This is a genomic window from Corynebacterium sp. (genome assembly GCF_030535495.1).
In the GTDB taxonomy this organism is placed as follows: Bacteria; Actinomycetota; Actinomycetes; order Mycobacteriales; family Mycobacteriaceae; genus Corynebacterium.
Window position 1 is genome coordinate 1 of sequence record NZ_JAUNRW010000023.1, and the last position, 25,725, is coordinate 25,725.

The 25,725-nt window shown below is 68.5% G+C and carries 23 protein-coding genes; 18 read left to right on the forward strand and 5 right to left on the reverse strand.

The annotated features are described in order from the left end of the window. Positions 1-57 precede the first annotated feature (57 nt). Entirely contained in the window at positions 58-696 is a 639-nt protein-coding gene (locus tag Q4F73_RS04760) for a TetR/AcrR family transcriptional regulator (protein WP_303358209.1), read from the reverse strand. 882 nt (positions 697-1,578) lie between these two features. Between Q4F73_RS04760 and Q4F73_RS04765 the strand changes: the two genes are divergently transcribed. From Q4F73_RS04765 to Q4F73_RS04780, 4 genes are all read left to right on the forward strand, one after another. Further along, positions 1,579-3,105 (forward strand): SpaH/EbpB family LPXTG-anchored major pilin, encoded by a 1,527-nt coding sequence (locus Q4F73_RS04765; RefSeq protein ID WP_303358210.1) that lies wholly within the window; start codon positions 1,579-1,581, stop codon positions 3,103-3,105. A gap of 89 nt (positions 3,106-3,194) precedes the next feature. After that, positions 3,195-4,067 (forward strand): class C sortase, encoded by an 873-nt coding sequence (locus Q4F73_RS04770; RefSeq protein ID WP_303358211.1) that lies wholly within the window; start codon positions 3,195-3,197, stop codon positions 4,065-4,067. After that, on the forward strand, positions 4,057-4,803 hold the full coding sequence (locus tag Q4F73_RS04775; protein ID WP_303358212.1) for a hypothetical protein: 747 nt from the start codon (positions 4,057-4,059) through the stop codon (positions 4,801-4,803). The genes Q4F73_RS04770 and Q4F73_RS04775 overlap by 11 nt, the downstream gene beginning before the upstream one ends. Positions 4,804-4,805: 2 nt before the next feature. Then, positions 4,806-7,940 (forward strand): SpaA isopeptide-forming pilin-related protein, encoded by a 3,135-nt coding sequence (locus Q4F73_RS04780; RefSeq protein ID WP_303358213.1) that lies wholly within the window; start codon positions 4,806-4,808, stop codon positions 7,938-7,940. A 5-nt stretch (positions 7,941-7,945) separates the two neighbouring features. On the opposite strand, the gene Q4F73_RS04785 is transcribed toward Q4F73_RS04780, so the two are convergent. The 3 genes from Q4F73_RS04785 to Q4F73_RS04795 are packed head-to-tail and all read right to left on the reverse strand — an operon-like array spanning position 7,946 to position 12,671. Beyond that, positions 7,946-11,830 carry a Pls/PosA family non-ribosomal peptide synthetase gene (locus tag Q4F73_RS04785; protein ID WP_303358214.1) on the reverse strand — a complete coding sequence of 1,295 codons (3,885 nt, stop codon included), beginning with the start codon at positions 11,828-11,830 and terminating at the stop codon, positions 7,946-7,948. A 3-nt stretch (positions 11,831-11,833) separates the two neighbouring features. Next, positions 11,834-12,325 (reverse strand): MarR family winged helix-turn-helix transcriptional regulator, encoded by a 492-nt coding sequence (locus Q4F73_RS04790; RefSeq protein ID WP_303358215.1) that lies wholly within the window; start codon positions 12,323-12,325, stop codon positions 11,834-11,836. Positions 12,326-12,380: 55 nt separating this feature from the next. Then, on the reverse strand, positions 12,381-12,671 hold the full coding sequence (locus Q4F73_RS04795) for a rhodanese-like domain-containing protein (protein WP_303358216.1): 291 nt from the start codon (positions 12,669-12,671) through the stop codon (positions 12,381-12,383). A 24-nt stretch (positions 12,672-12,695) separates the two neighbouring features. Between Q4F73_RS04795 and Q4F73_RS04800 the strand changes: the two genes are divergently transcribed. Further along, positions 12,696-13,067 carry a hypothetical protein gene (locus tag Q4F73_RS04800; protein WP_303358217.1) on the forward strand — a complete coding sequence of 124 codons (372 nt, stop codon included), beginning with the start codon at positions 12,696-12,698 and terminating at the stop codon, positions 13,065-13,067. 160 nt (positions 13,068-13,227) lie between these two features. Here the strand turns inward: Q4F73_RS04800 and Q4F73_RS04805 are convergent, their stop codons facing one another. After that, positions 13,228-13,782: an inorganic diphosphatase gene (locus Q4F73_RS04805; RefSeq protein WP_303358218.1), complete on the reverse strand. Its 555-nt coding sequence runs from the start codon at positions 13,780-13,782 to the stop codon at positions 13,228-13,230. 139 nt (positions 13,783-13,921) lie between these two features. Here Q4F73_RS04805 and dacB point away from each other — a divergent pair, with 139 nt between their 5' ends. The 13 genes from dacB to Q4F73_RS04870 all read left to right on the forward strand — a co-directional run bounded on the left by dacB (position 13,922) and on the right by Q4F73_RS04870 (position 25,443). Then, entirely contained in the window at positions 13,922-15,196 is a 1,275-nt protein-coding gene (dacB, locus tag Q4F73_RS04810; protein WP_303358219.1) for a D-alanyl-D-alanine carboxypeptidase/D-alanyl-D-alanine-endopeptidase, read from the forward strand. 112 nt (positions 15,197-15,308) lie between these two features. Beyond that, entirely contained in the window at positions 15,309-16,280 is a 972-nt protein-coding gene (locus tag Q4F73_RS04815; protein WP_303358220.1) for a hypothetical protein, read from the forward strand. A gap of 106 nt (positions 16,281-16,386) precedes the next feature. After that, positions 16,387-17,268 carry a tRNA lysidine(34) synthetase TilS gene (gene tilS, locus Q4F73_RS04820; protein WP_303358221.1) on the forward strand — a complete coding sequence of 294 codons (882 nt, stop codon included), beginning with the start codon at positions 16,387-16,389 and terminating at the stop codon, positions 17,266-17,268. A 10-nt stretch (positions 17,269-17,278) separates the two neighbouring features. Next, entirely contained in the window at positions 17,279-17,869 is a 591-nt protein-coding gene (gene hpt / locus Q4F73_RS04825) for a hypoxanthine phosphoribosyltransferase (RefSeq protein ID WP_303358222.1), read from the forward strand. A gap of 89 nt (positions 17,870-17,958) precedes the next feature. Continuing rightward, positions 17,959-20,364, forward strand: coding sequence for an ATP-dependent zinc metalloprotease FtsH (gene ftsH, locus Q4F73_RS04830; RefSeq protein ID WP_303358223.1), 2,406 nt, complete (start codon positions 17,959-17,961; stop codon positions 20,362-20,364). After that, entirely contained in the window at positions 20,361-20,930 is a 570-nt protein-coding gene (folE, locus tag Q4F73_RS04835; protein ID WP_303358224.1) for a GTP cyclohydrolase I FolE, read from the forward strand. The genes ftsH and folE overlap by 4 nt, the downstream gene beginning before the upstream one ends. A 3-nt stretch (positions 20,931-20,933) precedes the next feature. Continuing rightward, positions 20,934-21,782 carry a dihydropteroate synthase gene (gene folP, locus Q4F73_RS04840; RefSeq protein WP_303358225.1) on the forward strand — a complete coding sequence of 283 codons (849 nt, stop codon included), beginning with the start codon at positions 20,934-20,936 and terminating at the stop codon, positions 21,780-21,782. After that, positions 21,775-22,155, forward strand: coding sequence for a dihydroneopterin aldolase (gene folB, locus Q4F73_RS04845; protein ID WP_303358226.1), 381 nt, complete (start codon positions 21,775-21,777; stop codon positions 22,153-22,155). The genes folP and folB overlap by 8 nt, the downstream gene beginning before the upstream one ends. Next, complete coding sequence (folK, locus tag Q4F73_RS04850; RefSeq protein ID WP_303358227.1) at positions 22,155-22,640, forward strand: 2-amino-4-hydroxy-6-hydroxymethyldihydropteridine diphosphokinase; 486 nt, start codon at positions 22,155-22,157, stop codon at positions 22,638-22,640. Before folB ends, folK begins: the two co-directional genes overlap by 1 nt. Next, positions 22,640-23,107 (forward strand): DUF3180 domain-containing protein, encoded by a 468-nt coding sequence (locus Q4F73_RS04855; RefSeq protein ID WP_303358228.1) that lies wholly within the window; start codon positions 22,640-22,642, stop codon positions 23,105-23,107. Before folK ends, Q4F73_RS04855 begins: the two co-directional genes overlap by 1 nt. 10 nt (positions 23,108-23,117) lie before the next feature. Continuing rightward, complete coding sequence (locus tag Q4F73_RS04860; RefSeq protein WP_303358229.1) at positions 23,118-23,939, forward strand: DUF6779 domain-containing protein; 822 nt, start codon at positions 23,118-23,120, stop codon at positions 23,937-23,939. Then, positions 23,939-24,643 carry a hypothetical protein gene (locus Q4F73_RS04865; RefSeq protein ID WP_303358230.1) on the forward strand — a complete coding sequence of 235 codons (705 nt, stop codon included), beginning with the start codon at positions 23,939-23,941 and terminating at the stop codon, positions 24,641-24,643. The genes Q4F73_RS04860 and Q4F73_RS04865 overlap by 1 nt, the downstream gene beginning before the upstream one ends. Then, on the forward strand, positions 24,640-25,443 hold the full coding sequence (locus tag Q4F73_RS04870) for a pantoate--beta-alanine ligase (RefSeq protein ID WP_303358231.1): 804 nt from the start codon (positions 24,640-24,642) through the stop codon (positions 25,441-25,443). Before Q4F73_RS04865 ends, Q4F73_RS04870 begins: the two co-directional genes overlap by 4 nt. Positions 25,444-25,725 lie beyond the last annotated feature (282 nt).

The window sequence follows — 25,725 nt, forward strand, 5'->3', positions numbered from 1 at the left end:
CCGCGTGCTGGCCGGGGTGGTGCTGGGCGCCGGGCGCTGACACCCCGGCCCAGGGGTCTACTCAGCCTTGCCGCCCAGCCCCCGCCACAAGATGTCGAAGAACTGCTCCCCGCGGCGCAGGGCCTCCGGGTCGTCGAAGGAGATACCCCTGACGGTCATCTGGAACAGTCCGATGCCGTAGAGGGCGTCCGTCGCCGCCTCGATGTCCTCGTCGCTGGCGTCGATCTCCCCGTACTTTCGGGCCAGGCGGAGGGCGTCGACGACCCGATCGAGTCGTCGCGAGGCGAAGTTGTCCCAGTAGGCCTGCTGGAGCTGTCGATTGCCCATCATCAACTCGACGTGCTTCCGGAAGTCTCGGTCGGTGTAGTCCGGCCCGATGGCCTCGTTGACGCGTCGGTAGAAGATGTCCTTGAGCGCCAGGCGGATGGGCCCATGGAAAGTGTAGGTAAGGTTGGCACGTCCTCGGTCCAGGGAAGCAGCGACGAGCTCGTGGACGCTCGACCACCGGCGGTAGATGGCGGTGCGTGAGACTCCGCTGGCCTTGACCACACCGCGGATGGTCACCGGTGTGCCCTCGCTGATGAGCCGGTGCACGGTGTCGAGGATGAGGTCGTTGTAGCTCTCCTCGCGGGGTCGGCCCGGGCCGGAGTGGCGGGGAGCTGCCTGAGTGAACTCGACGGCATCGTAATGCGGCATGGTGGTCTACCTCGTGGGATTCGCAGTGTCCGGCCGAAGGTCGGGACCGGTCTAGGTCACGATCACGGGCCACCCGACGGGGCACGCAACCGTAGGGACGGTGACTTCATCATCATTGGTGTCGCTCATGTCGCACAAGTTTCCCACGGGAAATCGTGTTCCCGGGTGGGGCAATTGTTGACACCGGTTGCGGAGAACAGGGGAAAGCGGGAGGTAGGGGAAGCAATCGGGCACGGTGGGACAAAAGCGGACCACCGACGTCTCGCACTGTCGATTGTGGGGTGGTGTGGTGGGATCCGTGGGAATGGTCGAGTCTGCCGTCCACGACGGCGACGGCCGCAGACCTGAGGAGCATTAAGGGTTTTCTCAGGCGCGAGGGGGAGTGGCGGGGCGTCTGCCACGGCGAAGCCCGTCGCGGCAGGCGAAGCGTGAAATTAATGCTGTGGACACCTGTGTTTACTTGAAGTTCATTTCGATACCGAGTGGGCCGGTTCTGTGGGCGGGGCATCCCGTATCACATTCCGGAACGCTCGCCATCGGCGCAGGTCAGGGCCTTTCTCAATCGGCTGGCGTGCGAGGTGGTCCGCAAATCCTCCCCCGCCCGCTACCCCCGTCGCGAACGGGGAATGTGCGGCAGTGCTGCAAGGGCGGCCACCGTGGCCGCGGGTTTGGCCCTTTGTGGTCAGACCATAACGGGTGGGGTGTCGAGCGGTATCGCAATTGTCTTGGACTAGCGGGGGCCTGTGAATTTAGCGTGTTCGCGATGGGAGAGGTGCCAACTTCTCCCAGGTGTCAGTCACCAGGCCGCACATGGTTCACAGGAACCACGGCGCATGCGCCACACCGGCCGGATCCCTCTCAGACAGAAAGTTGAGACCCGAGTTGAAGACCCTCACTCAGCGCTCCGCATCCGCCCTCGCCATCGCCGGGCTCACCCTCAGCCTCGCCATCGCCGGTGCCCCGGGTGCAATCGCCCAGCCCGCCGAGCTGCCGGCCGCCACCGCCCACACCTCCCTGGTCGACTACAACGCGACGGGCACCATTACCGTCCACAAGTCGATCGCCGAGCCGGGTGCGCCGGGCACCGGCAACCCGCTGGATCCGGCCCCGTCTCCGGGCCTCAACGGCGTCACCTTCGAGCTCTACCTCGTCAAGGCGATCGCCAACGCCGCGGACTTCACTGAGGCGGCCGCCATCACCGCCACCGACATCCCGGCGGGCGCCACTCCGATCGCCACTGCCGTGACCGCCACCGTCAACGGTGAGGCTGGCGTCGCAACCTTCGGTGACCTGGCACTGGGCCTCTACCTGGTCGTCGAGAAGGACGCCCCGTCCGAGGTCGCCACCAAAGCCCCGAACTTCCTCGTCTACCTGCCGATGACCAACCCGGACACTCGCACCGGCTGGAACTATCAGGTCCACGCCTACCCGAAGAACGCGGTCACCCCGCATGACACCGAGGTGGACAAAGTGGTCGAGGATGCCGACATGAACGTCGGTGACACGATCACCTACACCATTACCTCGGACATCCCGCCCGTGGTGGTCAAGGACCTGAGCAAGTACATCGTCAAGGACGACCTGGACGAGGATAACGTGTTCACCACCGCAGACGCGGTCACGGTGGCACTGACGGATGGCACCACCTTCGAGTCCGGTGACTACACCGTCGAGCTCGCAGAGGCGACCCAGGACGTCACCGTGACTTTCACCGAGGCCGGCCTGAAGAAGCTCACCGACGCCAAGCGCGAGGAGACCGACGGCGAGGAGGTCCGTGTGGTCACCACCATCGCAGCCACCGTCAAGGCCGTCGGTGACACCGACGGCGTCGCCGTCAACACCGCGACCGTCATCCACAACGACCCGTACACCGATGCCGACGTGGAGAAGGACTCCAATGAGGTGAAGACCTACTGGGCCAAGCTGCACGTGTACAAGTTCCACGGCGAGACCCCGCTGAAGGACGCGGAATTCGAGCTCTACCGCTGCACCGCCGACGGTGTCCTGGGCGACAAGATCACCATCGACCACGACAACGACGTCTCCACCCCGGCACAGGCCACGTGGACCACGGGCGAGGACGGCAACCTCCTCATCGACGGCCTGCACGTCACCGACGTGGAGAACAACGCCGCGATCACGCCGGTGAAGAACTACTGCCTCGTCGAGACGAAGGCCCCGACCGGTTACGAGCTGCGTACCGATCCGATCGTCGTCACCGTCAACGCCGCAGACCTGCACAACGCCGCCACCACCACCGTGGTGAAGAAGGTCGACGTCGAGAACGTCCCGTCGAACACCCCGAAGCTGCCGCTCACCGGTGGCATGGGTATCGGCATCATCGCCGGCCTGGCCGCAATGGTCCTGGCCGCCGGTGCCTGGCTGGCCAAGCGCTCCTCCCGCGTCTAGTCCCCACCCTGACGGGGTGAACGCCCGGTACAGGGTTCCGGGCGATCCCCCGATCGTCGTCGAAATGCAAGAAAACCCGGAGAATTCACATGGGCATTCATAGTGCGGTCGCCACGCTGCCACCACAGCGACGCCGCCGATCCTCCATCCTGCCGGTCGTGGTAATCCTCGTCGGCGTGCTGCTGCTGCTCTACCCCGTGGTGGCGACGCAATGGAACAACATCCGCCAGCAGGAGGCCGCCCTGGCCTACTCAAAGCTCGAGCAAAAGGCCGAGCCCTCGGCGCTGGCCGCCGCCATCGACGCGGCGCGCACCTACAACCGGACGCGCACGCCCGGCCCCATCCTCGACCCCTGGCTGTCCCGGGTCACCGAGGAAAACACCGACTACCAGGCGTACCTCGCTGAGCTGCACCAGCTGGAGACGATGGCCCGCCTCATCGTCCCGAGCGCCACCGTGGACCTGCCCGTGTTCCACGGAACCTCGGAAGAGGTGCTCACCCAGGGCGTCGGCCACCTCTACGGATCCGACCTGCCCGTCGGCGGGGAAGGATCGCACGCTGTGCTCACTGCCCACACCGGACTGACCACCGCAACGCTCTTCGACAATCTTGTCGACGTCCGTGTCGGCGACCCCATCTACGTCCAGGTCTCCGGCGAGAAGCTCAAGTACGAGGTCCACGACACCCAGGTCGTGCTCCCCGAGGACACCGACAGCCTCGCGCAGGCGGAGGGCGAGGATCTGCTCACCCTCATCACCTGCACCCCCTACGGAGTGAACACCCACCGCCTCCTCGTCCACGCACACCGCGTGCCCATGGACGACAACGCCGGGTTCCTCGAGAAGCCAGCCATCACGTGGCAGTGGTGGATGTGGGCCATGCTCGCTGGAGCCGTGGTCGTCTTCCTCGCCCTCGTCGCCTGGCTCCGCCACCAGTACAGGAGAGCATCCCGTGAGCACTGAACGAATCCGTGCCGTCCTCCTCGCGCTCCTGTGCGCCCTGCTGATCGGGGCCGGGCCCGCGCAGGCCGCCACCATCGTCGGTGACACCACCGGCCTGGCGGTCGCCGATATCCGCGACCGTACCGGCACGCTGACCATCACCCTGACCCCGGGCAACCCCTATGACGACCTCCAGCCCGGCGGAGTCGCCGGTGTCGAGTTCACCGCCCGGCGGGTGTCCGGCATCGATCTGCTGAACGACGCCGGCTGGTTCCAGGCCCGTGCCATGACCTTGTCGCAGGCGGCCGCCGCCGAGCATGATGTGGTGCGCACCGCGCTTACCGACGCCCGCGGCATCGGCGTGTTCGAGGGCCTGCCGGTGGGTCTCTACCTGGTCACCGCCACCGCGTCCCACGGTGTGCGGGTTCCGCAGGACATGCTGCTCACCATCCCCGTCGGGCAGGAAGGCACGTGGAACTACGACGTGCTCATCAACGCCAAGTACCAGCCTGACGTCCCGGTGACCCCCACCGTGCCGGTCATCCCGCCAGCAACTCCGACCTGGCAGCCGCCGACCATCCAGCTGTCGGAGGTTCCCATCGAGCCGGGTACGCCCGGTTCCCCCGGCGCGCCCGTCGACAGCCTCCCGGTGACCGGTGCCAGCGTGCTCACTGCCCTGGGTATCGCCATCGTCCTGGTGGCTCTCGGCACCACACTGCTTCTGATCAACCGTCGACCCATCACTGAAAAGGCTTGACCATGAGAATCGTATCGATCCCCACCCGCATTGTCGTCGCGGTGCTCGTGATTCTGGGCATCGTCGCCCTCGGCCTCGCCATGCCGACCGCCGGAGCGGTGGATGAGACTGCGGTGGAGGCCCCTGCGGAACCATCGACTCCCACGGGATCCACCGATGACTCGACTCTGCCGGAGCCCACGGTGGCCGAGGAGGTCCCTGGTGATGATCCCCTCGACGAGATTCCGATGCTGCCGGAGGAGACTGTGGAGCGTGCCGCCGCGCGTGACAGCCTGGCGGCGCTGGCGGCGCCGGCTCCGGGAGGCCAGTTCTACGACGGCTACTGGGAAGACCTGCCGGTGTCGGCGAACCCGCCGATGCCGCAGCGCTGCGGACTCAACATCGCCCTGGTCTTCGACCTCTCCAATTCCATCGGCGCGAACGGCCTCGCCCAATCGAAGGCAGCCGGTCAGGCGTTCATCGACGGACTCAAGAACACCCCGACGACCCTCGGAGTCTACAACTTCGCCACCCTGGCACCGACAGAGTACGTGAGCGACAAGCCGAGCATTGACCTGAGTAACGACGAGGGTGTCGCAGAGGCGCGGGGGGCCATGGCAGATCTACAGCTTCCTTCCGGCGCGGGCTACGACCGGGGCGGCACCAACTGGGAGGGTGCCCTGGAGAATGTCGCGGAGTCCGGCGTGAAGTATGACGTGGTCTACTTCATCACGGACGGCATTCCGACCACCAACAACGTCTTGTACCCCGGAAATGACCTCGGTTCCATCACCCACAACATCGACATCACCCGCGCCATCACCGCCGCTAACACTCTCAAGGATTCCGGTACCCGACTCGAGGTCATCGCGGTGAAGATGCCGAGCGTGGGAGCCTCGGTGCTGCGGGACAACGTCCAGGTGGGACCGAACAGCTTCGGCGATCTGCTGCCCTTCTCAGAATCGACGACGTGGGGGTATGACAACTATGCGTCCGCGAATTTCTACGACTACGAGGGCAACCCGCAGTACGTGTACATCACCTCCGGGTACTGGCATCTCTTCGACGACGCCGTGCGCGATGGTGCACTGACATTTGACGAAACCTCCACCGGTTCCTCCCGCTACTACTATCTGCCAGGGGCCGATGCGACCGCGCAACCGCGGCGGTCCTCGACGGGGGTTCACCGTTGGGCCTTCTACTGGGGTACTGAGTCCTACAAGTTCCGCATGTACCACTATGACCTGGACAAGCCCACGGCACTGTCCATCGCCAGCGCCGTCACCGGCAGTCGAAACGATGTTCTCTCGCTCCCATCCTACGACCAGTTGGCATCGCAGCTGCGTGAAGCTGCCCTGGCCATCTGTGGTGGCACGGTGATCGTCGAAAAGCAGATCGTCGACACCGACGGCACCGTCCTGGAACAGGGCGTCAACTGGCAGTTCACCGCCGATGACGTGCGGTCGACGGACCCGGCGCACCCCGTGTACCTGGTGGATGATCTGGCGTTGCCGGTGGCGTCGATAAGCGGTGTCACCGACATCGACGGCCGTGCGCAGTTCACCGTGAAGACGGACACGCCTCACCGTTCGGGAAGCGTGCGCATCACCGAGACGCAGCAGACCGACTACCTGCTGCGGCAGCAGGGCGGGAAGAACGCGGTGTGCGTCGACAAGAACAACACGCCCGTCACCGTCACCGATGACGGTGAGCTGGGCTTCCGGGTCGGCATCGCGACGGACCAGACGATCTCGTGTGTCGTGCAGAACGTCAGGGACGAGTACCAGTTCTCGGTGTCCAAGACGGCGCAGGCGGATCAGCAGCCGGATGTCGACGGCGAGCAGCCTAACTCGCTCATCAACTTCGACGGCACTTTCACCGCGCGCTACGACATCACGGTGACAAATGAGACCAAGTCGGAGAAGGAGCTGCGGGATCCCGTGATCGACAAGGTCACCTTCCCGAAGGGCTTCCAGGTCACCGCGGTGTTGTTCTACCTGGACGGAAAGGAGATCAGCGGCGTCACCGAGACGGAGCGCGGCTACGAGATCCCCGCTGCCGCGCTGGGTACCTTCGGGGCAAAGGTCACGAAGAAGATCGAGGTCCGTGTCGAAGGTAGGGCCGACGACGCGGCGGTGGATACCGTCGTGGACGGCACCTACGACGTCTGCGAGGATCCGGCCACGGCCACCCCGCGCAGCCTGCACAACTCCGTATTCCTCGAGGGCGATGCGGACGAGGGCGACAATCACGCCTGCGTTGACCCTGAACAGCCCGGGATCACCGTGGCCAAGGACCTCGTCTCCGGTGAAAATGCCGGGATCGGCCTTGCCGCGGACGGCACCCGCACCGTCACCTACACCGTGACCGTGGACAATTCCGGTGGCATCGACCGCACCTACTCGCTCACCGACACCCCCGGCTTCGCCGAGTCGGTGACCGTGGAGTATGCCGTCGTCGACGGGAAGCGAATCGACGGCTCCGGACCCTACGAGCTGGCCAAGGACAAGAAGATCGCCGGCAACGCGAAGCACACCTACCAGGTGACCGTGCACTTCCGTGGCCCGACCGGCACCACGGACAATAAGGAATGCTCCACCGAGGGAGCCGGGCACGGCCTGTTCAACCGGGTGGACCTCACCTCCGGCGCGGTCACCGACGACGATGACGCCTGCGGTCCGGTCCCCGATCCGGAGAAGGTGTCCCTCCGCCTAGTCAAGGTAGGCGCGGACGATACCACCACTCCGCTCGCCGGCGCCGCCTTCGCGCTGCATGCAGTCGACCCGGACGGCTCGGTGGGGGCGAAGGTCACCGACCTCGCCGAGGACACCAGCGGCTACCACGCCGGCACCCTCGACGCGGATGTGGAGTACTTCCTCGTGGAGACCCGCTCCCCGCAGGAGTACGAGCTGCTCACCGCGCCGGTGAAGGTGAAGGTCACCGTGGCCTCGGCGGGCCCGACGCTGGAGATCCTCAACCCGGCGGACGCGGTGAGCGCCACCGTCGGTGACGTGGACACTGACACCGTCGTGCTGCTGGTGGCCGACATTCGCCTCGGCACGTTGCCGAAGACCGGCGGCATGGGCATCGGTGCGGTGGCAGTACTCGCCGGGCTGATCATCGTCGGCGGTGTGTGGCTGCTCCGTCGCCGACCGTAACCGGATCAGCGCTGCCAGGGTTCGATCGGGTTGCCCTGCCATACCGTCGAGGCGGGAACCTGGTCGCCGCGCATGACGAGGGAGCCGGGGCCGACGGTGGCGGCGTCGCGAAGCATCGCGGCGGGCAGGGCCACCGAGTGGGCGGCCAGCGTCGCGCCGTCGGCGATGGTGACGGTGTCGAGGCTCATGACGCGGTCCTGGAACAGGTGCGTCTGCACGACGGTGCCGGGGCCGACGGTGGCGCCGCGGCCGACGACACACAGGTCCGTCTCCGGGAACCAGTAGGACTCGATCCACGCGCCGCGGCCGATCTTCGCACCGAGGGCGCGCAGGGCGAGGTTGAGCTCACCCGTACCCAGGCTGGGGATGAGGAACCACGGGCCGGCGACGGCCTCGACGAAGGCGTCCTGCAGCTCGTTGAGCCACACGAATTCGCTCCACAGCGGGTGATCACCCGGTGTGTGCTTACCGACGCAGAACCACTTCACCGCCACCGTGATCGCCATGGCCACGGCACCGGCGGCCATGAGCACCAGGCCGCCGAGCAACCAGGCGAGCAGGACGCCGTAGGCGGTGGCCAGCCAGTAGAGCGTGCCGACGACGCCGGCGAGCAGCATCGCCGAGGTCATCGGCGCCAGCAGACGCATCGTCTCAATGAAACCGCGGAAGAACTTCACCTTGGCGCCCGGGCTGTAGGTGAGGGCTTCGCCGCCGTCGACATCGACCTGCACGCGACGCATGCGCTCCGGCGGAGAACCCCACCAGTTGGTGTTGGCCTTCGCCTTCTTCGGGGTGGAGGACAGCACGGCGACCAGGGAGTTCTTCGGCAGCTTGCGGCCCGGGCCGGTGATGCCGGAGTTGCCGACGAAGGAGCGCTTGCCCACGCGGGTCTCGCCCGTGAGCATCCAGCCGCCGCCGAGCTCGTAGCCGCCGACGAGGGTGTCGTCGGCGAGGAAGGCGCCCTCGCGGACGTCGGTGAGCTTGGGCACCATGACCGCGGTGGAGACCTCGACGTTCCTGCCGATCTTCGCCCCGAGGCTGCGCAGCCACAGCGGGGTGAGCTGCCCGGCGTAGAGGGGGAAGAGGTAGGTGCGGGCATCATCCATGAGGCGTTCGACGGTCCACAGCTGCCAGCCGCGCAGGGAACGCACCGGGTAGACGCCGGGTGCCAGTCCGATCTGCAGCACCCGCACGCCGACCCACGTGGAGATCATGTAGAAGGCGAAGGCGACCAGCCCGCCCAGCGGGGCGAAAACGAGGGCGCCGAGGAGGGGGTTGCCGCCGGTGGCGTCGATAAGCATGATGACCACGAACGCGGCGATGGCCAGGGCAGCCAGGGGCTGCAGGCTCAGCGCCACCGAGGTCAGTCCGTAGATGGGCATCCAGCGGGAGCGGCGCGGCGGGTGCTGCTCCGGGAAGCGGTGCTTGGAGCGGCCCACCTTGGAGGCGGGGGAACCCGACCAGCGGGATCCCGGTTTGATGGTGCGGTCGCCGGTGACGGTGGAGCCGGCCTCGACGTGGGCGTCCTCGCCGATGACCGTGCCGGGCAGGAGGGTGGAGCGGGCTCCGACGCGCGCCTCCCGGCGTACCTCGATGGCGCCGACGCGCAGGATGTCGCCGTCGACCCAGTAACCCGACATGTCCACCTCCGGCTCGATGGCGCAGTGATCGCCGAGGGTGAGCAGGCCGGTGATGGGCGGGAGCGAATGCAGGTCGACCCCACGGCCGACCTTCACGCCCAGCGCGCGGGCGTAGTAGTTCACCCACGTCGCCCCGGAGATGGAGTGTGCGCCGGAGGAGTCGGCGAAGCGCTCGGCGGCCCAGATCCGCAGGTGGGTCGCACCGCCGCGCGGGTACTCGCCCGGCTGGATGCCGGCGGTGAGCAGGCGGGCGCCGAGGCCGCCGAGGGGGAGACGGCCCAACGGGGTGCCGAAAACGAGCAGCAGGAGGGCGACGATCCACCAGGAGGTGTGCTGTGCCCAGGGAAGGCCGGCGAGGTGGGCGAGGTTGCCTCCCAGCAGGATCCAGCCGAGCCACGTGGTGGCCTGGAGCGTCATCATGGGGATCTGGATGGCCACCTGCGCCAGGCGGGTACCGGCGCCGACCGGGCGGACGGTGCGCGGTTCGGTGGGGGTGGAGTCGTGGAGGGAGACGCCGGACTTCCGGGCGATGTTCTCCACGGCCTCGCCCAGGGACCCCAGGCGCGGGTGGTCGTAGAGGTCGCGGACGGCGACGGTGGGGACCTGCTCGCGGATTCGTCCCACGAGGGTGGCTGCGGCCAGCGAGGTGCCGCCGAGGGTGAAGAAGTCGGCGTCGGCGTCGGGGACCGAGGTGCCCAGGACGTCGACCCACAGCTCCGCCAGCCAGGCCTCGGTGGGGGAGAGGTCGGTGGCCTCGACGCCCACGCCCGGCAGCGGCCAGGGCAGCGCGGCCTTGTCCACCTTGCCGGAGGTGCGCACGGGCAGCTCCTCCATGACGCAGATCCGCGGCACGAGGGCGGCGGGCATGGTCTCGGCGAGGCGCTCGTGGGCGGCGTCGTGGTCGAAACCGGCCTCCGGATCGTCGAGGGAGACATAACCGACGAGCACCGACTGGTTGGCGCCTGTCTTCTGCACGGCGACGGCCGAGTTGTAGACGTTCGGCAGGGCGGCGACATTCGCCTCCACCTCGCCGAGTTCGATGCGGCGGCCGCCGATCTTGACCTGGTCGTCGACACGCCCGACGAAGAAGAGGCCGTCCTCCTCGAGGCGGACGTGATCACCGGAGCGGTAGGCGCGTGCCCAGCCCACACTCGGCATGGGGGCGTACTTCTCGGCGTCCTTGATCGGGTCAAGGTAGCGGGCCAGGCCGACGCCGCCGATGACCAGTTCCCCGACCTCGCCGACGGCGACCGGGTTCTCCGACTCGTCGACGACGATGAGGTCCCAGCCGGCCAGGGGCAGGCCGATGCCTACGGGCTGACCGGGGTGGAGCTGCGTGGCGGAGGCGACGACGGTGGCCTCGGTGGGGCCGTAGGTGTTCCACATCTCGCGGTCCTCGGTGGCCAGGCGCTCGACGAGCTCCTGGGAGCAGGCCTCACCACCGACGATGAGCAGGCGGATGTTGTCCAGCGCCTCCGCGGGCCACAGGCCGGCCAGGGTGGGGACGGTGGACACGACGGTGATGTCACGGCGGATGAGCCAGGGGCCCAGGTCCATGCCGGAGCGCACCAGGGAACGCGGGGCAGGCACCAGGCAGGCGCCGTGGCGCCAGGCCAGCCACATCTCCTCACAGGAGGCGTCGAAGGCGACGGACAGTCCGGCCAGGACGCGGTCCTCGGGGCCGAGCGGGCCGCCGGGGGAGTTGACCAGGAACATCTGGGCCTCGGCGTCGACGAAGGCGGCGGCGCTGCGATGCGAGACCGCGACACCCTTCGGCTTGCCGGTGGAGCCGGACGTGAAGATGATCCAGGCGATGTCGTCCAGGCGCGGGCGGTGCTTGTCGCCACCCGGGCGCGGGGCGAGCATGCGGAAACCCTCGTCGGTGAACACACCGTTGATCGCACCCTCACTGAAGACCATCTCGGCGCGCTCGTCAGGGTCGTCGGCGTCGACGGGCACGTAGGCCGCACCCGCGGCGATGGTCGCCAGGATGGCGACGTAGAGTTCGCGGGAGCCGGAGGTCATCCGGATGCCGATGCGGTCACCGCGGCGGATGCCGTTGGAGTGCAGTTCGGCGGCGAGGGCATGGACCTCGTCCATGAGCTCGGCGTAAGTGAGGATCTCGCCGTCATCAATAGCCGCCGCTTCCGGGTGGGCAGCGGCGGTGGTGGCGAGGATGTCGTAGAGGGTGCGCTTGGCCGGGGCCTCCCCGGCGCGGAGGAATTGGCGCGGGACCTGGTGCAGTGACAAGAGCTAGGCCCCCTTGGATTCGTCGGGGTCCGGTTCCAGGTCGGCGACCAGCACCGCCTTGGTGAGCTTGCGCAGGTGCTTGAGCTGCTTGCCCGTGGACTCGTCGAGGGCGTCGGCCTCGGCCTCGGCCACCAGGGAGGCCAGCTCGGCCTGGGCCTTGGTGCCCTTCTTGGTGGTGGTGACGATCTGGCGGCGGCGGTCCTTCGGGTCGCGCTCGCGCTTGGCCCAGCCCTGGGCCTCGAGGCCGTCGATAAGCCGGACCATGTCGGAGGCGTCGATGGCGAGGACCTCGGAGAGCGAGGCCTGGGAGGAGGCGTCGCGCTCGACGAGACAGGTGAGCACCCAGTATCCACGCATGGTGGTCCCGCGCTCGGCGAGGGCGGCCTCGACCTCGTCACGGGTGCGGCGGCGCAGGCGTTCCAGCTGGAAGCTGGGGGATTCGAGGAGGGTGGCGGGGACGCCACCCGTCGTGGGGGAATCTACTGATTGCGGCATACCACCGATGGTACGCCGCCCACGGTGGCTTTGTTAAATCATGGGGAGGGCCCCACTATTCGGTCGGCAGCTCCGCCGCGATCCAACCCAGGGTGCCACCCTCGACGTTGATCGCCTCGATGTCGTGGTTCTCCTTGAGGAACTCACACGCCCGGCCGGAGCGGCCCCCCGAGCGGCAGATGAGGTAGATGTCGCGGTCGGTGTCCAGCTCCCCGACGCGGTCGGCGAACTCGGACAGCGGGATGAGGGTGGCGCCGGCGGCGTGGACTTCGGCGAACTCGTCGGGCTCGCGGACGTCGATAAGCTGGGCGTCGGCGGGAACTTCGGTGACAGTCACGGTCTTCATGGCACCGAGACTACCGTTGTTGCCATGGATACTCGCCGCCTCACCGGCCCCATCGCCCTCCGCCTGTGGATCGTGGTGATCGTGCTCGGGGCGGCGGGGGCCGGACTGCTGTGGCTCGGCGTCGGTTTCGGGATGGCGCTGGTGACCATCGCGGTGCTTTCCGCACCGCTGGCGGTGGTGGCATCCGTGGCCTGGATTCTGCGGCGGCGCGCCACCGTCCTGCCGGGCTGGATCTTCTGGCTCGGCGTGGTGGGGGCGGCCGCGGGATTCGTGTGGCTGCTGGTGACACCGGGGGAGGTGCCGGCGATCCTCACGCTGGCGATCGGGGTGTGGCTGCTGGTGGTCGGGCTGATCGCGCGGGTGGCGGTGGGGTCACGGGGTGCGGGTCGGCGCTGAGGGCTGCCACAGGGTTCCCACGTAAGGATTTCCGGGGTTCTACGACGACCTGGGGATTTCCCCGAGCGTGAGAATCTTTACGTGGGAACCCTGAGTGGGGGCATTCCGGGCATGACGAACGCCCCACCGGATCGACCGATGGGGCGTGCCACGAAGGAAGTTAGTTCTCCTCGAGCTGCTGCTCGACCTCGTTCTCCGCGTCCTTCTCCTCCTCGAGGCCCTCGCGGGAGTTGTCACCGACCTGCTTGTAGCGGTCGATGGAATCCTGGAGGATGCGCTCGGCCTCCTCGCGGGAACCCCACCCGGAACCGGTGACCTCCTTGTTCGGCTCGAGGTCCTTGTAGTGGACGAAGAAGTGCTCGATCTCGTCGCGGGTGAACTCGGAGATGTCCTCGAGCTCCTGGAAGTGATCGAAGCGCGGGTCATCGAGGACACAGAGCAGCTTGTCGTCGCCGCCGGCCTCGTCGGTCATCTTGAACACGCCGACGATGCGCGCCATGACGACCACGCCCGGGAAGACCGGCTCCGGCAGGATGACGAGGGCGTCCATCGGGTCGCCGTCCTCGCCGAGGGTGTGCTCGATGAAGCCGTAGTCCGCCGGGTACGCCATCGGGGTGAACAGGTAGCGGTCGAGGAAGACGCGGCCGGTCTCGTGGTCGACCTCGTACTTGTTGCGCGACCCCTTCGGGATCTCGATGATGACTTCAACGCCCATGCGTCAGACTCCTTGTTGATGTGTCGGGGGATCTGGATCATCCTAACCCGTGACCCACTCCACCGCCCCCGTGCGGAGTGCCTGTCGGGGGTGCGGCCTGCTGTGGTTGTGCCGCGCCGTCCGCGTTAGGGTGTACGGAATGAGCGGAAAGAAGCTGTGGTGGTCGGTCGCCGCGGGAGTGACGGCGCTGGCCGTGTCCGGGGTGGCCGGTTTCGCCGTGGTGGCCGACCGGCACTACGGCGATCTCACCCGCGCGCCGGGGTTCGTGGCGGAAGAACCCTCGCCGGTGCTCGAGCCGGCGTCCGCCGACACCGTGGACAACGTGGCGCTGGGTGCGCGGCTGGCGGAGCTGGCGGAGAACCCGGCGCTGGGCACCGTCCACGGGCGGGTCACCGACACCGTCACGGGGGAGACCGTGTGGGAGCAGGCGGCGGGGGAGGCGTTGCAGCCGGCCTCGGCCACGAAGATCCTCACTGCGGCAGCAGCGATCCTGGAACTCGGCCCCGATGACACCCTGGTCACCGAGGTTGTGGAGGGGCCGGTGCCGGGTTCGGTGGTCATCAGAGCGGTCGGCGACGTCTGGCTGACGGAGGAGCAGATGGACTCCCTGGCGGCGCAGATCGGCGCGGCCGAGCAGGTGATCATCGACACCTCCGTGTGGGACGGCGACCGCTTCATGCCCGGTTGGGACGTCGAGGACGTCGACGCCGGGTACATCGCCCCGCTCGAGCCCGCCATGCTCCACGGCGCGCGCCTCGGGGAGACCACCGGTGATGTCCCGCGCTCGCACACTCCGGCGTTGGATGTGGCGCAGGCGCTGGCGAACCGCGTGGGTGCCGAGACCTTCGGGCTGGGGCCGGCCCCGGCAGGTGCCATGGTGCTGGCATCCGTGGAGTCCCCCCTGCTCACCGAGCGCCTCGAGGACATGATGAAGGACTCCGACAACGTCATGGCCGAGGCCATCGGCCACGAAATCGCCGTCCACCGCGGGCTGCCCGGTTCGGCGGCCGCCGCCACGCAGTCCACCCTCGACGTGCTCACCGAGCACGGTTTCGACATCTCCGGAGTCTCCCTGGCCGACAACTCCGGACTGTCAGTGCACAATCTCATCCCGCCGCGGCTGCTCGACGAGGTGCTTATCGACGCCGCCACCAGCACCCAACTCCGCCCCCTGTTGGCCACCCTGCCCGTGGCGGGTGGGTCCGGCACCCTGGTCGAGCGCTACGGGGATCTGCCCGGGCGGGGTTGGGTCCGCGCCAAGACCGGCACCCTCACCGGCACCTCCGCGCTGGCGGGAGTGGTCACCGCCGAGTCCGGGCGCGTCTACTCCTTCGCGCTGCTGGTCAACGGTGCGGAGATCCTCGGGGCGCGGGCGGCGCTGGACGAGTTCACCTCCGCGATTCGTCAGTCCTGAGGTCTCGGTCACCGCGTGTTCTGTGGATGGAGCATTCGGGGTTGTCCACAGATACGGGCCGTGACGCGGCCGGAGCTTTCCAGGGGACCGCAGGTGGTCGACGATGGGGTGTGTGCAGCAGACCTGGAAAGAAACTCATCAGCTCATCGAACTCCGCAAGGTCCCTCTCACGAACACCGACGTCCCGGCGGGTGTGGCATCGGGGCATCTGCTCCGGCTCACCGCAGAGGTGGCGGTGCCGAGAGACTATTTCACCCGGCTCCCACCGTGGGAGAAAGCCGAGGCCCGGGCCGCCGCCGTGGGGCTTGCCACAGACAAGGCGGTGGTGTGCGGGATGGCGGCGGCGAGATTGTGGGGGGTGCCGCTACTCGGGGTGGAGAAGACGGTGGACCTGCTGCTGCCCGGGCGATCCCGGCCGCCGTCGAAACGTCTGTGGATGAGCGGGACCACCTACCGGTCGGCGGTGCTCCCCGAGGCGCAGATCACCACGCAGGGAGGGATCCGCGTGACCACTCTGCTGCGGACCCTCACCGACATCTGTCGCTATGAGGACCGGGACGAAGCGGTGGCGGCGGTGGATTCCGTGCGGAGGAAGTGGCCGACCTTCACGAAGGAGAAGCTCCACCAGCGACTGGAACACATGGGGTCCTATCCCGGGATCGGGGACTTCCGGGAGGTAGTCGAGATGTCACGCGCGATGATCGGCAGCCCCTGGGAGACCAAGGCCCGGCTGCTCCTGCTGCGGTGTGGGGATCCCGCCATCATCAGCGTGGAGACGCAGGTGGCCTTCCAGGATCCGATCACCGGAAAGGTCTACTACGTCGACATTCTCATCAACGGCTGGTTGGTCCTGGAGATCGACGGCTTGACGAAGTACCGCGGGGCATACGGGGATGATCCGGAGACCGTCATCCTGGAGGAGCGCGCGCGGGAGAAGGCCCTGCAGAATCTCGGTTCGGTGGTGCTGCGGGTGGGCAAGGAGGACCTGGAGGAGCCCGAGGTCGGCTACTGCGTCATGGTGCAGCTGGTGCTCCGGGGTCTGCAGAGTTTCACCGCTCCGGTGTCGTTGCCTCGCGTCGCCTGAGACGTGTCGAATACACGCGGTCGAAAGGAGTGCCCATCGAGCCTGGCGGGCAGCCCTTTCGACCGCGTGAATTCACAGGGGCGGAGCGGGGAATAACATCAACCCCATGGAACCCTTCTGGCCCCGGCACAGCCCGCACTTTTTGGCGTGCCGCCGGGCCGTGCGCCCGTACCTGCACCCCGGGCCGGTGACCGTGGGGCTGTCGGGTGGGGCGGACTCCCTCGCGCTGGTGGCCGCGGCCCGGGCGGAGGGCCAGGAGGTCCACGCCGTCATCGTCGATCACCGGCTGCAGCCCGGATCCGCCCAGGTCGCCAAGCGGGCCGCCGAACAGGCCGAACGCCTCGGTGCCCACGCCACCATCGCAGCGGTCACGGTCGCGCCGGGCAACCTCGAGGCCAACGCCCGCCAGGCCCGCTACCAGGCCCTGCGTGACCCCGGGCGCCCCGTCTGGGTGGCCCACACCCGCGATGACCAGGCGGAGACGCTGCTGCTGCAGGCCCTGCGCGGCAACCCCGCCGGGATGCACCCGCAGCAGGACGGCATCACCCGTCCCTTCCTCGGCATCCGCCGCGCAGACACCGAGGGGGCCTGCGCGGAGCTCGGGCTCACCCCCTGGCACGACCCGCACAATGAGGACGCGGACTTCCAGCGCGTGGCCATCCGTCGCGCCCTCCGCGAGATCCACACCGACCCCGTCGAGCCCCTGGCGCAGACGGCCGAGCGGATCGCCGCCGACAACGCCCTCCTCAACGAGCTCGCCGGCCCGCCCACCGACGATTGCCATGAACTGGCCGCCCAACCCGGACCCCTGCGCCGCCGTCGTATTGCGGCGTGGCTCCTCCAGCACGGGATCGGTCCGACGCGGGCGTCGATAAGCATGATTGAGGACATGTGCACCACCTGGCACGGGCAGGGAGGAGTGAAGGTGGGAAAGAGGTTGGAAGTCAGGCGCGTAGGTGGCAGACTGGCACTATCCGAGGAGGCCTAGGAAAGGTGTCATGACCGTGCACGACCACAAGGATCACAACGTACCGGCGAGCTGCTACGGCGAGGACGTCGAGGCGGTGCTCATCAGCGAGGAGCAACTGGCCGCCCGCATCCGGGAACTGGCCGACAAGGTCTCCGAGACCTACCGCGACGCCGACGAAGAACTGATCCTGGTGTGCGTGCTCAAGGGCGCGGTGTTCTTCCTCACCGACTTCACCCGCGCGCTGACCATCCCCTCGCAGATGGAGTTCATGGCCGTCTCCTCCTACGGCAACTCCACCACCAGCTCCGGTGTGGTGCGCATCCTCAAGGATCTCGACCGGGAGATCGAGGGCCGCGACGTGCTCATCGTCGAGGACATCATCGACTCGGGCCTGACGCTGTCGTGGCTCATGCGCAACCTGCGCGCCCGCAACCCGCGCTCCCTCGAGGTGATCACCCTGCTGCGTAAGCCCGAGGTGGTCAAGGCCGACATCGAGCTTTTCGACGTCGGCTTCGACATCCCCAACGAGTTCGTCATCGGTTACGGCCTCGACTACGCCGAGCGCTACCGTGACCTGCCCTTCGTGGGCACCCTGCACCCGCGCGTCTACTCGGAGTAGGGAACGAAAACACACCCCCGCGCGTTGTGGTGGAAGAACGTAGGACGAAGACGAAAGGCACTGGTCGCGCCACGGCGCGGCCGTAATCCATGAGCAACAAGAGAATCCTCCAGATCGGTCTGATCTCGGCGATCGTGCTGGTCACCATCTTCGTGTTCAGCCTGCTCACCGACGACACCCGCGGGTTCCAGCGGGTGGACACCTCCGTGGCGATGACGCAGCTCCAGGAGCGCAACGCCCGCGAGGTGCAGATCGACGACCGCGAACAGCAGGTCCGCATCGAGCTGCGCGAGCCCATCACCTATGAGGAACGCGAGGGCATCGAGGAGATCATCGCCAAGTACCCCGCGCGCACCGCCCCGCAGGTGTTCGACGCCGTCCAGGCCTCCGAGCCGGACGAGTACAACACCGAGGTGACGCAGGACAGCTTCCTCATGAGCATGCTCGGCTTCATGCTGCCGATGCTGCTGCTGTTCGGCCTGCTCTTCTTCTTCCTCACCCGCATGCAGGGTGGCGGCGGCATGTTCGGCTTCGGCGGCTCCAAGCACAAGGAGCTGACCAAGGACATGCCGACCAACACCTTCGCGGATGTCGCCGGCGCGGATGAGGCGGTGGATGAGCTGCAGGAGATCAAGGACTTCCTGCAGGACCCCACCCGCTACCACGCCCTCGGCGCGAAGATCCCGCGCGGCGTGCTGCTCTACGGCCCGCCCGGCACCGGTAAGACCCTGCTGGCGCGTGCCGTGGCCGGTGAGGCCGGGGTGCCGTTCTACTCCATCTCCGGCTCCGACTTCGTGGAGATGTTCGTCGGTGTCGGCGCCTCCCGCGTGCGCGACCTGTTCAAGCAGGCCAAGGAGAACAGCCCCTGCATCATCTTCGTCGACGAGATCGACGCCGTCGGTCGCCAGCGCGGTTCCGGCATGGGCGGCGGTCACGACGAGCGCGAGCAGACCCTCAACCAGCTGCTGGTGGAGATGGACGGCTTCGGTGACCGCGAGGGTGTCATCCTCATGGCCGCGACCAACCGCCCCGACATCCTCGACCCGGCGCTGCTGCGCCCGGGCCGCTTCGACCGCCAGATCCCGGTGACCGCGCCGGACCTCAAGGGCCGCGAGCGCATCCTCGAGGTGCACGCGGAGGGCAAGCCGCTGGGCCCCGACGCCGACATCAAGGCCCTGGCCAAGCGCACCGCCGGTATGTCGGGTGCCGATCTGGCCAACGTGCTCAACGAGGCCGCCCTGCTCACCGCCCGTATCGGCGGCAACGTCATCACCGCCGACGCCCTCGAGGAGGCCACGGACCGCGTCATCGGTGGCCCGCGCCGCTCCTCCAAGATCATCTCCGAGAAGGAGAAGAAGGTCACCGCCTACCACGAGGGCGGGCACACCCTGGCCGCGTGGGCGCTCAAGGACATCGAGCGCGTGTACAAGGTGACCATCCTCGCCCGCGGCCGCACCGGCGGCCACGCCATGACGGCGCAGGAGGACGACAAGGGCATGTACAACCGGGACGAGCTTTTCGCCCGTCTCGTCTTCGCCATGGGCGGCCGCGCCGCGGAGGAACTCGTCTTCGGCGAGCAGACCACCGGCGCCTCCGCCGACATCGAGCAGGCCACCAAGATCGCCCGCGCCATGATCACCGAGTACGGCATGTCGCCGTCCCTCGGCATGGTCAAGTACGGCCAGGAACAGGGCGATCCCTTCTCCGGCCGCGCCGGTGGCGGGACCCTGGAGGTCTCCCCGGCCGTCGCCGCCAAGATCGACGACGAGGTACACCAGCTTCTCGACGCCGCCCACCGCCAGGCCTATGACATCCTCGCCCGGTACCGCGACCACCTGGACACGCTGGCGGCGAAACTCCTGGAGAAGGAGACCCTGCGCCGCCCGGACCTGGAGATCATCTTCGACGACATCGAGCCGATGGACGCCCCGGAGATCTTCCCGCACGCGGAGAACCACTTCCCGCAGCAGGAGGGCCGCGAACCGGTGAAGACCCCCACCGAGCTGGCCATCGAGCGCGGCGAGGAACCGCCCAAGCGCTTCTCCCTCCTCGAGGCCTCCCAGCAGGCGCGCGCCAAGCGACAGGCTGAGCTGGAGGCGCAGAAGGCCGCTGGCCAGGAGGCCGAGCAGCCGGAGTCCCCGGAAGAGGGCGGTGGCCGCCACCGCACCCCGGAGCCCGTGTCGGTCGGTGCCCGCTACGGTGGCACCCCGCCGCCGGCGGACTGGAGCGCGCCGGGCTGGCCCCCGAAGGACAACCCCTATGCCTCTTCTTCCGGAGAGCATCCGGGGATGAAGAACTACGGCCCGTCCGGGAAGCCGGCTCCGGCCGAGGCCACTGAGAACACTGAGACCACCGAGACTGAGGTCATCGGTTTCCGCCTGCCGGATCATGAGCAGCCGGAAAACGTTGAGCGGGACGTCGATAAGCAGCCGGAACAGCGCCCGGCACCGGCGGCCGACGAGGTCGCCGAGCCGGAGACGAAGGAGCAGTCATGACCACGTTCGACCAGGAGCGCGCGGAAGCGGCGGTGCGGGAACTGCTCATCGCCGTCGGCGAGGATCCGGAGCGCGAGGGCCTCAAGGACACCCCGGCGCGCGTGGCGCGGGCCTACCGGGAGGTGTTCGCGGGGCTGCACAGTGAGCCGACGGACGTGCTGGAACGCACCTTCGCGGAGGATCACCAGGAACTGGTGCTGGTGCGTGACATCCCGATCTACTCCACCTGCGAGCACCACCTCGTGCCCTTCTACGGCACCGCCCACATCGGCTACATCCCGGGGAAGAACGGGCATGTCACCGGCCTGTCCAAGCTGGCGCGCCTGGCGGACATGTACGCCAAGCGGCCGCAGGTGCAGGAGCGCCTGACCTCGCAGATCGCCGATGCACTCGTGGAGAAGCTGGGTGCGCAGGCCGTCATCGTGGTCATCGAGTGCGAGCACCTGTGCATGGCGATGCGGGGTATCCGCAAGCCGGGGGCCACCACGACGACCTCCGCCGTGCGCGGCGGCTTCAAGACCTCCGCGGCCTCCCGCGCCGAGGTCCTCAGCCTGATCCGGGGGTAGGGCATGCGGGTCGCTGATCTCACCGTGCCGGGCCGCTGCCTGGTCATGGGCATCGTCAACGTCACCGAGGACTCCTTCTCCGACGGCGGGAAGTGGCTGGACATCGACGCCGCCATCGCCCACGGCCGGGAGCTGGTGGAGCAGGGTGCGGACATGATCGACGTCGGCGGGGAATCAACCCGGCCCGGGGCCACGCGTGTCGACGCCGCCGTCGAGGCCTCCCGCGTCGCCCCCGTCATCGCGGCGCTGGCCGAGGAGGGCATCCCCACCTCGGTGGACACGATGCGCGCCTCCGTGGCCGCGGCCGCCGCGGAGGCCGGGGTGTCCATGATCAACGACGTCTCCGGCGGCCTGGCGGATGCGGACATGTACCGCGTCATGGCGGACACGGGCCTGCCGGTGTGCCTCATGCACTGGCGCACCGTCCAGTTCGGCGACGCCGCCGGGCAGGCCGATCACGGCGGGGACGTGGTCGCCGATGTCCGCGACACCCTCGCCCGCCTGGTGGACAACGCCCTGGCCGCCGGGGTGGACGGCGACAACATCGTCCTGGATCCGGGGCTGGGCTTCGCCAAGTCCCGCGAGGACAACTGGGCGCTGCTCAACCACCTGCCGGAGTTCATCGCCGGGCAGTTCCCCGTGCTGGTCGGCGCGAGCCGCAAGCGATTCCTGTCTGCCGTGCGCGCGGACCGCGGCCTGGAGGGCGGGCCGGCGGACGCCGATCCGGCCACCGCCGCCGTCACCGCCATCTCCGCCCAGATGGGCGCGTGGGGGGTGCGTGTACACAATGTGCCCGTCTCCCGGGACGCCGTCGACGTCGCCGCCCTGTGGAACGGAGGCGGCCGTGGCTGACCGCATCGAGCTGACCGGCCTGGAGTGCTTCGGGCACCACGGCGTTTTCGACCACGAGCGTCGCGACGGCCAGAGCTTCATCGTCGACATCACCTGCTGGCTGGAGATCGGCCCCGCCGCCGCCAGCGATGACCTGCACCTGACCGTCAACTACGCCGAGCTGGCCCAACTGGCCGTCGAGGTGGTGGAGGGTGAGCCCCGCGACCTCATCGAAACGGTCGCCGTGGAGATCGCCGAGCGCGCCATGACCGGCTTCGACATCCTCCACGCGGTGGAGGTGACCATCCACAAGCCGGAGGCCCCCATCCCGCACACCTTCGCGGATGTGGCCGTGGTGGCCAGGCGCTCCCGCAAGCACCTCAGGACACCCTGATGCGCGCCGTGCTGTCGATCGGGTCGAACATGGACGACCGCTGGGCGCTGCTGCGCGGAGTCCGCGATGAGTTCGCCTCCGAGATCCTCGCCGCCAGCCCGGTCTACTCCACCCCGCCCTGGGGGGTGACCGACCAGGACGAGTTCCTCAACGCCGTCCTCATCGTCGACGTCGACCAGACCCCGCTGGATCTGCTGCGTCGCGGGCAGGCGCTCGAGGACGCCGCCGAGCGGGTGCGTGTGCGCCGCTGGGGGCCACGCACCCTCGATGTCGACGTGGTCTCCGTGTGGGACCCGGAGGAGATCACCTCCGCGGATCCGGTGCTCACCCTGCCGCACCCGCACGCACATGAGCGCGCCTTCGTGCTGGTGCCCTGGCTGGCCGCGGACCCGGCGGCGACGCTGGGCGGGCGGAGTGTGAAGCAGCTGGTCGCCGCGCTCGATCCGGACGAGATCGCCGGCATCGTGGAAGCGGGTGAGCTCTAGTGCAGCGGACCTCGCTCGCCGCGCTCATCGGGGCCGGTGGCTTCACCGCCGCAGCCGCGGCCATCCTCACCTGGCGCTTCTACGGATCCATGACGGCGATCCCGGTGACCGTCTCCGTCACCCTGTGGGTGCTGGCCTTCGTGTGCCTCGTGCTCGCCTGGCGGGTGCGTGACCGCAAGGAGGACGGCGGCATCGGGCAGGACCGCTCCCAGCTCAACCCGGTGACGGCCGCCCAGTTCCTCGTCGTGGGCAAGGCGGCGGCGTGGACCGGGGCGATCGTCGGCGGCGCCTACCTGGGCATGGCCACCTACATCATCCCGCGCGCCGGCGAGCTCATCGCCGCCGAGCAGGATCTGCCCGGGGTCCTCGCCTCCGCGTTCGGTGGGGTCGCCGCGGCGGTGGCGGGCGTGTACCTGGAGCGACACTGTGAGACACCGCCACCCGCCGACGGGGAACCGGCAGGTTAGAGTGGAACACATGACTGAGGAGCAAGGAGGCGTGGACCGCGGCCAGGTGATGCTGGTCGTGCTGATCACTCTGGCGTTCATCGCGAGCATCGTCATGCTGTTCACGGACAGCGACGGGGCCCTGAAACTCGCCCTGCTCGCCGCGTTGTGGGCGGCCATCATCGGCTTCTTCCTCGTCTTCCGCTACCGGCGCGATGCCGACAACGCCCGCCGGGAACTCGCCTTGAGCACCGCGGCGCACGACGCCGAACTGGCGCGCGCCGAAGCCGAACGCCAGGCCCGCCTGGAGGCCCGCGAGGAGCGCGAGACCCAGCGCTCCCAGGACACGGCCGTCCTCGAGGACATCCAGCGGGAGTTGGCGGGCATCCGCGCCCAGCTGGAGAATCTGGCCGGGCGCGAGTTCGAGTACGAACCCGCCGCCCTGCGCGCCGAGGCCCGTCGCATCCGGGAGCTGGAGAACGTCACCCTCGAGGACCCGGCTGAGGCTGAGGCCGAAGCTGAATCCGCGGTCCCGGAACCGGAGCACAGCTTCGGCGCACCCTCCCCGGAGGCCGTGGCCGGTCGCCTCGGCCAGCAGCCCTCGCGCCCGCAGGCCAACCCGCTGGCTGATCTCATCCGGGAGAAGCAGGACCGGGTGGAGCCGCGGGTCTTCGACACCGGGTCCTTCCAGGCGGTCAACTGGGAGCAGGGGGGGATTGGCCGGGAGGCGGTCGTCGAGAAGCATGAGGCGCCGGCGGCCGAAAGCCGCGGGCGACGTCGCCGCGACGAGAACACCGGCGGGCTCACCGTCGCCGAGCTGCTCGCCCGGGCCCGCGAGAACAAGGACGCCTAGTGCGGGCCCCGCGCATGCGGGTGGGCGTGTACGGCGATTCGCGCACCTCCTCCCTGCCCGACCTGCTGTCCAAGGTCGGCCACGACGTCTCCTACATGGACTACGACCCGGCCCCGCCCAGTTTCGAGGAGCTGGACCTGGTGGTCCTGGAGGTCCGCGACAGCCTGCTCGCATCCGCCGTCGAGCGGCTCGCGGAGCGCGCCCGCCGCGGGCAGATCTTCATCCACACCTCCCTCCAGCACGGCGTGATGGTCATGGATCCGCTGGAGGTCACCGGTGCCGTCGTCATCGCGATGGGGGAACTCAGCCCCACCCGCTGGGCCGTGACCACCGTCGATGAGCTCGGCGACACCATCGCGGAGCTGCTGTTGGGGGAGCTCGGCGCCAGCGGGGTGCCCTGCGCCGAGGAGGAACGCGTGCGCCTGGCCGCCGCGATCACCTACATAGAGGCGGTCAACGCGCTCGGCCGCGACGCGATGCGCATGCTCGGCGACGTCGTCGGAGACATCCAGGAGGCCGATGACATCGCGGCCGCGCGGGGCACGCTCACGCGACTGCCCGACGCCGCCGCGCTGCGTGAGCAGTGGCAGGCGATCGGCAATCCCGGGCAGGCGCGGGCGTTTCGCCAGGTGCTGCGGCGCGTGGCCGAGACCCGGCACAACCAGGACATAGAACTGTGGGCCATCCAGGAGGAGAAACTGTGAGTTTTGCAGAGGGTCAGGCGCGTGAATTCGGCCTGGCGGAGATCGGCGTGCTTGCGCGGGCGATGCGTAAGACCGGCCGGCCCGTGGTCCTGGTGCCTTTGGGTGCGGGTCTGCACGCCGGGCACATCGCGCTGCTGCGCGCGGCCCGCCGGATCCCGCGTGCGGTGGTCATCGCCGCCTACGCCGGCTCCGATCGCCAGATGCTTATCGACGAACGCGTCGACGCCCTCTGCACCTACACCCAGGATGACCTGTGGCCGCGCGGCCTGCGCACCCTCGTCCAGCCCGTGGACCATGACCTGGAGCCCGTCGAGTCGTTGGCCCGGGGGCTCACCCTCGAGCTGGCGCTCATCAACGCGGTGGGCCCGACGGATGTGGTGGTCGGTGAGAAGGACTACGAGCAGATGCGGGCGCTGCAGTCGGCGATCACCGACCTGCACCTGCCGGTGAAGCTGCACGGGGTGCCCACGGTCCGCATGCCGGATGGTCTGGCGCTGTCGCTGCGCAACACCCGGGTCGAGGAGTCGGCCCGGGAGCAGGCGCTGTTCCTGTCCGCGGCGCTCACCGCCGGGGCGCACGCCGCCGAACACGGGGCCGAGGCGGTGCTGGATGTGGCGCGCTCCGTCCTGGCGGAGGGCGGCGTGGAGGTCGACTACCTCGAGGTCCGCGGCCTGGACCTGGGCGATCCTCCGGAGATGGGGGACGGGCGTCTGCTGGTCTCCGCTGTCGTCGGCGGGGTGCGGCTGACGGACAACGTGGGCCTGCCGCTGGGCATCGGCTTCCGCAACATCGAGGGGTGATGGCGGGGCGCTGCTGAGGCGTTCGTGTATCTCTCCCATGCTTGAGTATGGAGAAAGTGCACGAACTCGCTCAGGTGGGTGTGCGTGAGTCTGCTCAGAGCGTTTCCGGCGGGGCGCTGCACCACCCTGGCGTTCGTGCATCTCCCCCATGCTTGAGTATGGAGGGAATGCACGAACTCGCGCAGGTGAACTCGCTCAGGTGGGCTCAGAGCAGCTGCGCGAAGGCTTCCACCTCGGCGAGCCCGCTGACATCGCGGGGCAGCAGCGGAAGCTGGACGACGG

Excerpts from the sequence above, each read along its gene's own strand:
- hpt (WP_303358222.1), top strand. The coding sequence starts at position 17,279 with ATGACCGTGCACGACCACAAGGATCACAACGTACCGGCGAGCTGCTAC.
- Q4F73_RS04770 (WP_303358211.1), top strand. The coding sequence starts at position 3,195 with ATGGGCATTCATAGTGCGGTCGCCACGCTGCCACCACAGCGACGCCGC.
- Q4F73_RS04790 (WP_303358215.1), bottom strand. The coding sequence starts at position 12,325 with ATGCCGCAATCAGTAGATTCCCCCACGACGGGTGGCGTCCCCGCCACC.
- folP (WP_303358225.1), top strand. The coding sequence starts at position 20,934 with ATGCGGGTCGCTGATCTCACCGTGCCGGGCCGCTGCCTGGTCATGGGC.
- tilS (WP_303358221.1), top strand. The coding sequence starts at position 16,387 with ATGGAACCCTTCTGGCCCCGGCACAGCCCGCACTTTTTGGCGTGCCGC.
- Q4F73_RS04760 (WP_303358209.1), bottom strand. The coding sequence starts at position 696 with ATGCCGCATTACGATGCCGTCGAGTTCACTCAGGCAGCTCCCCGCCAC.
- Q4F73_RS04780 (WP_303358213.1), top strand. The coding sequence starts at position 4,806 with ATGAGAATCGTATCGATCCCCACCCGCATTGTCGTCGCGGTGCTCGTG.
- dacB (WP_303358219.1), top strand. The coding sequence starts at position 13,922 with ATGAGCGGAAAGAAGCTGTGGTGGTCGGTCGCCGCGGGAGTGACGGCG.
- Q4F73_RS04800 (WP_303358217.1), top strand. The coding sequence starts at position 12,696 with ATGGATACTCGCCGCCTCACCGGCCCCATCGCCCTCCGCCTGTGGATC.
- folK (WP_303358227.1), top strand. The coding sequence starts at position 22,155 with ATGCGCGCCGTGCTGTCGATCGGGTCGAACATGGACGACCGCTGGGCG.
- Q4F73_RS04805 (WP_303358218.1), bottom strand. The coding sequence starts at position 13,782 with ATGGGCGTTGAAGTCATCATCGAGATCCCGAAGGGGTCGCGCAACAAG.
- folE (WP_303358224.1), top strand. The coding sequence starts at position 20,361 with ATGACCACGTTCGACCAGGAGCGCGCGGAAGCGGCGGTGCGGGAACTG.
- Q4F73_RS04795 (WP_303358216.1), bottom strand. The coding sequence starts at position 12,671 with ATGAAGACCGTGACTGTCACCGAAGTTCCCGCCGACGCCCAGCTTATC.
- Q4F73_RS04860 (WP_303358229.1), top strand. The coding sequence starts at position 23,118 with ATGACTGAGGAGCAAGGAGGCGTGGACCGCGGCCAGGTGATGCTGGTC.
- ftsH (WP_303358223.1), top strand. The coding sequence starts at position 17,959 with ATGAGCAACAAGAGAATCCTCCAGATCGGTCTGATCTCGGCGATCGTG.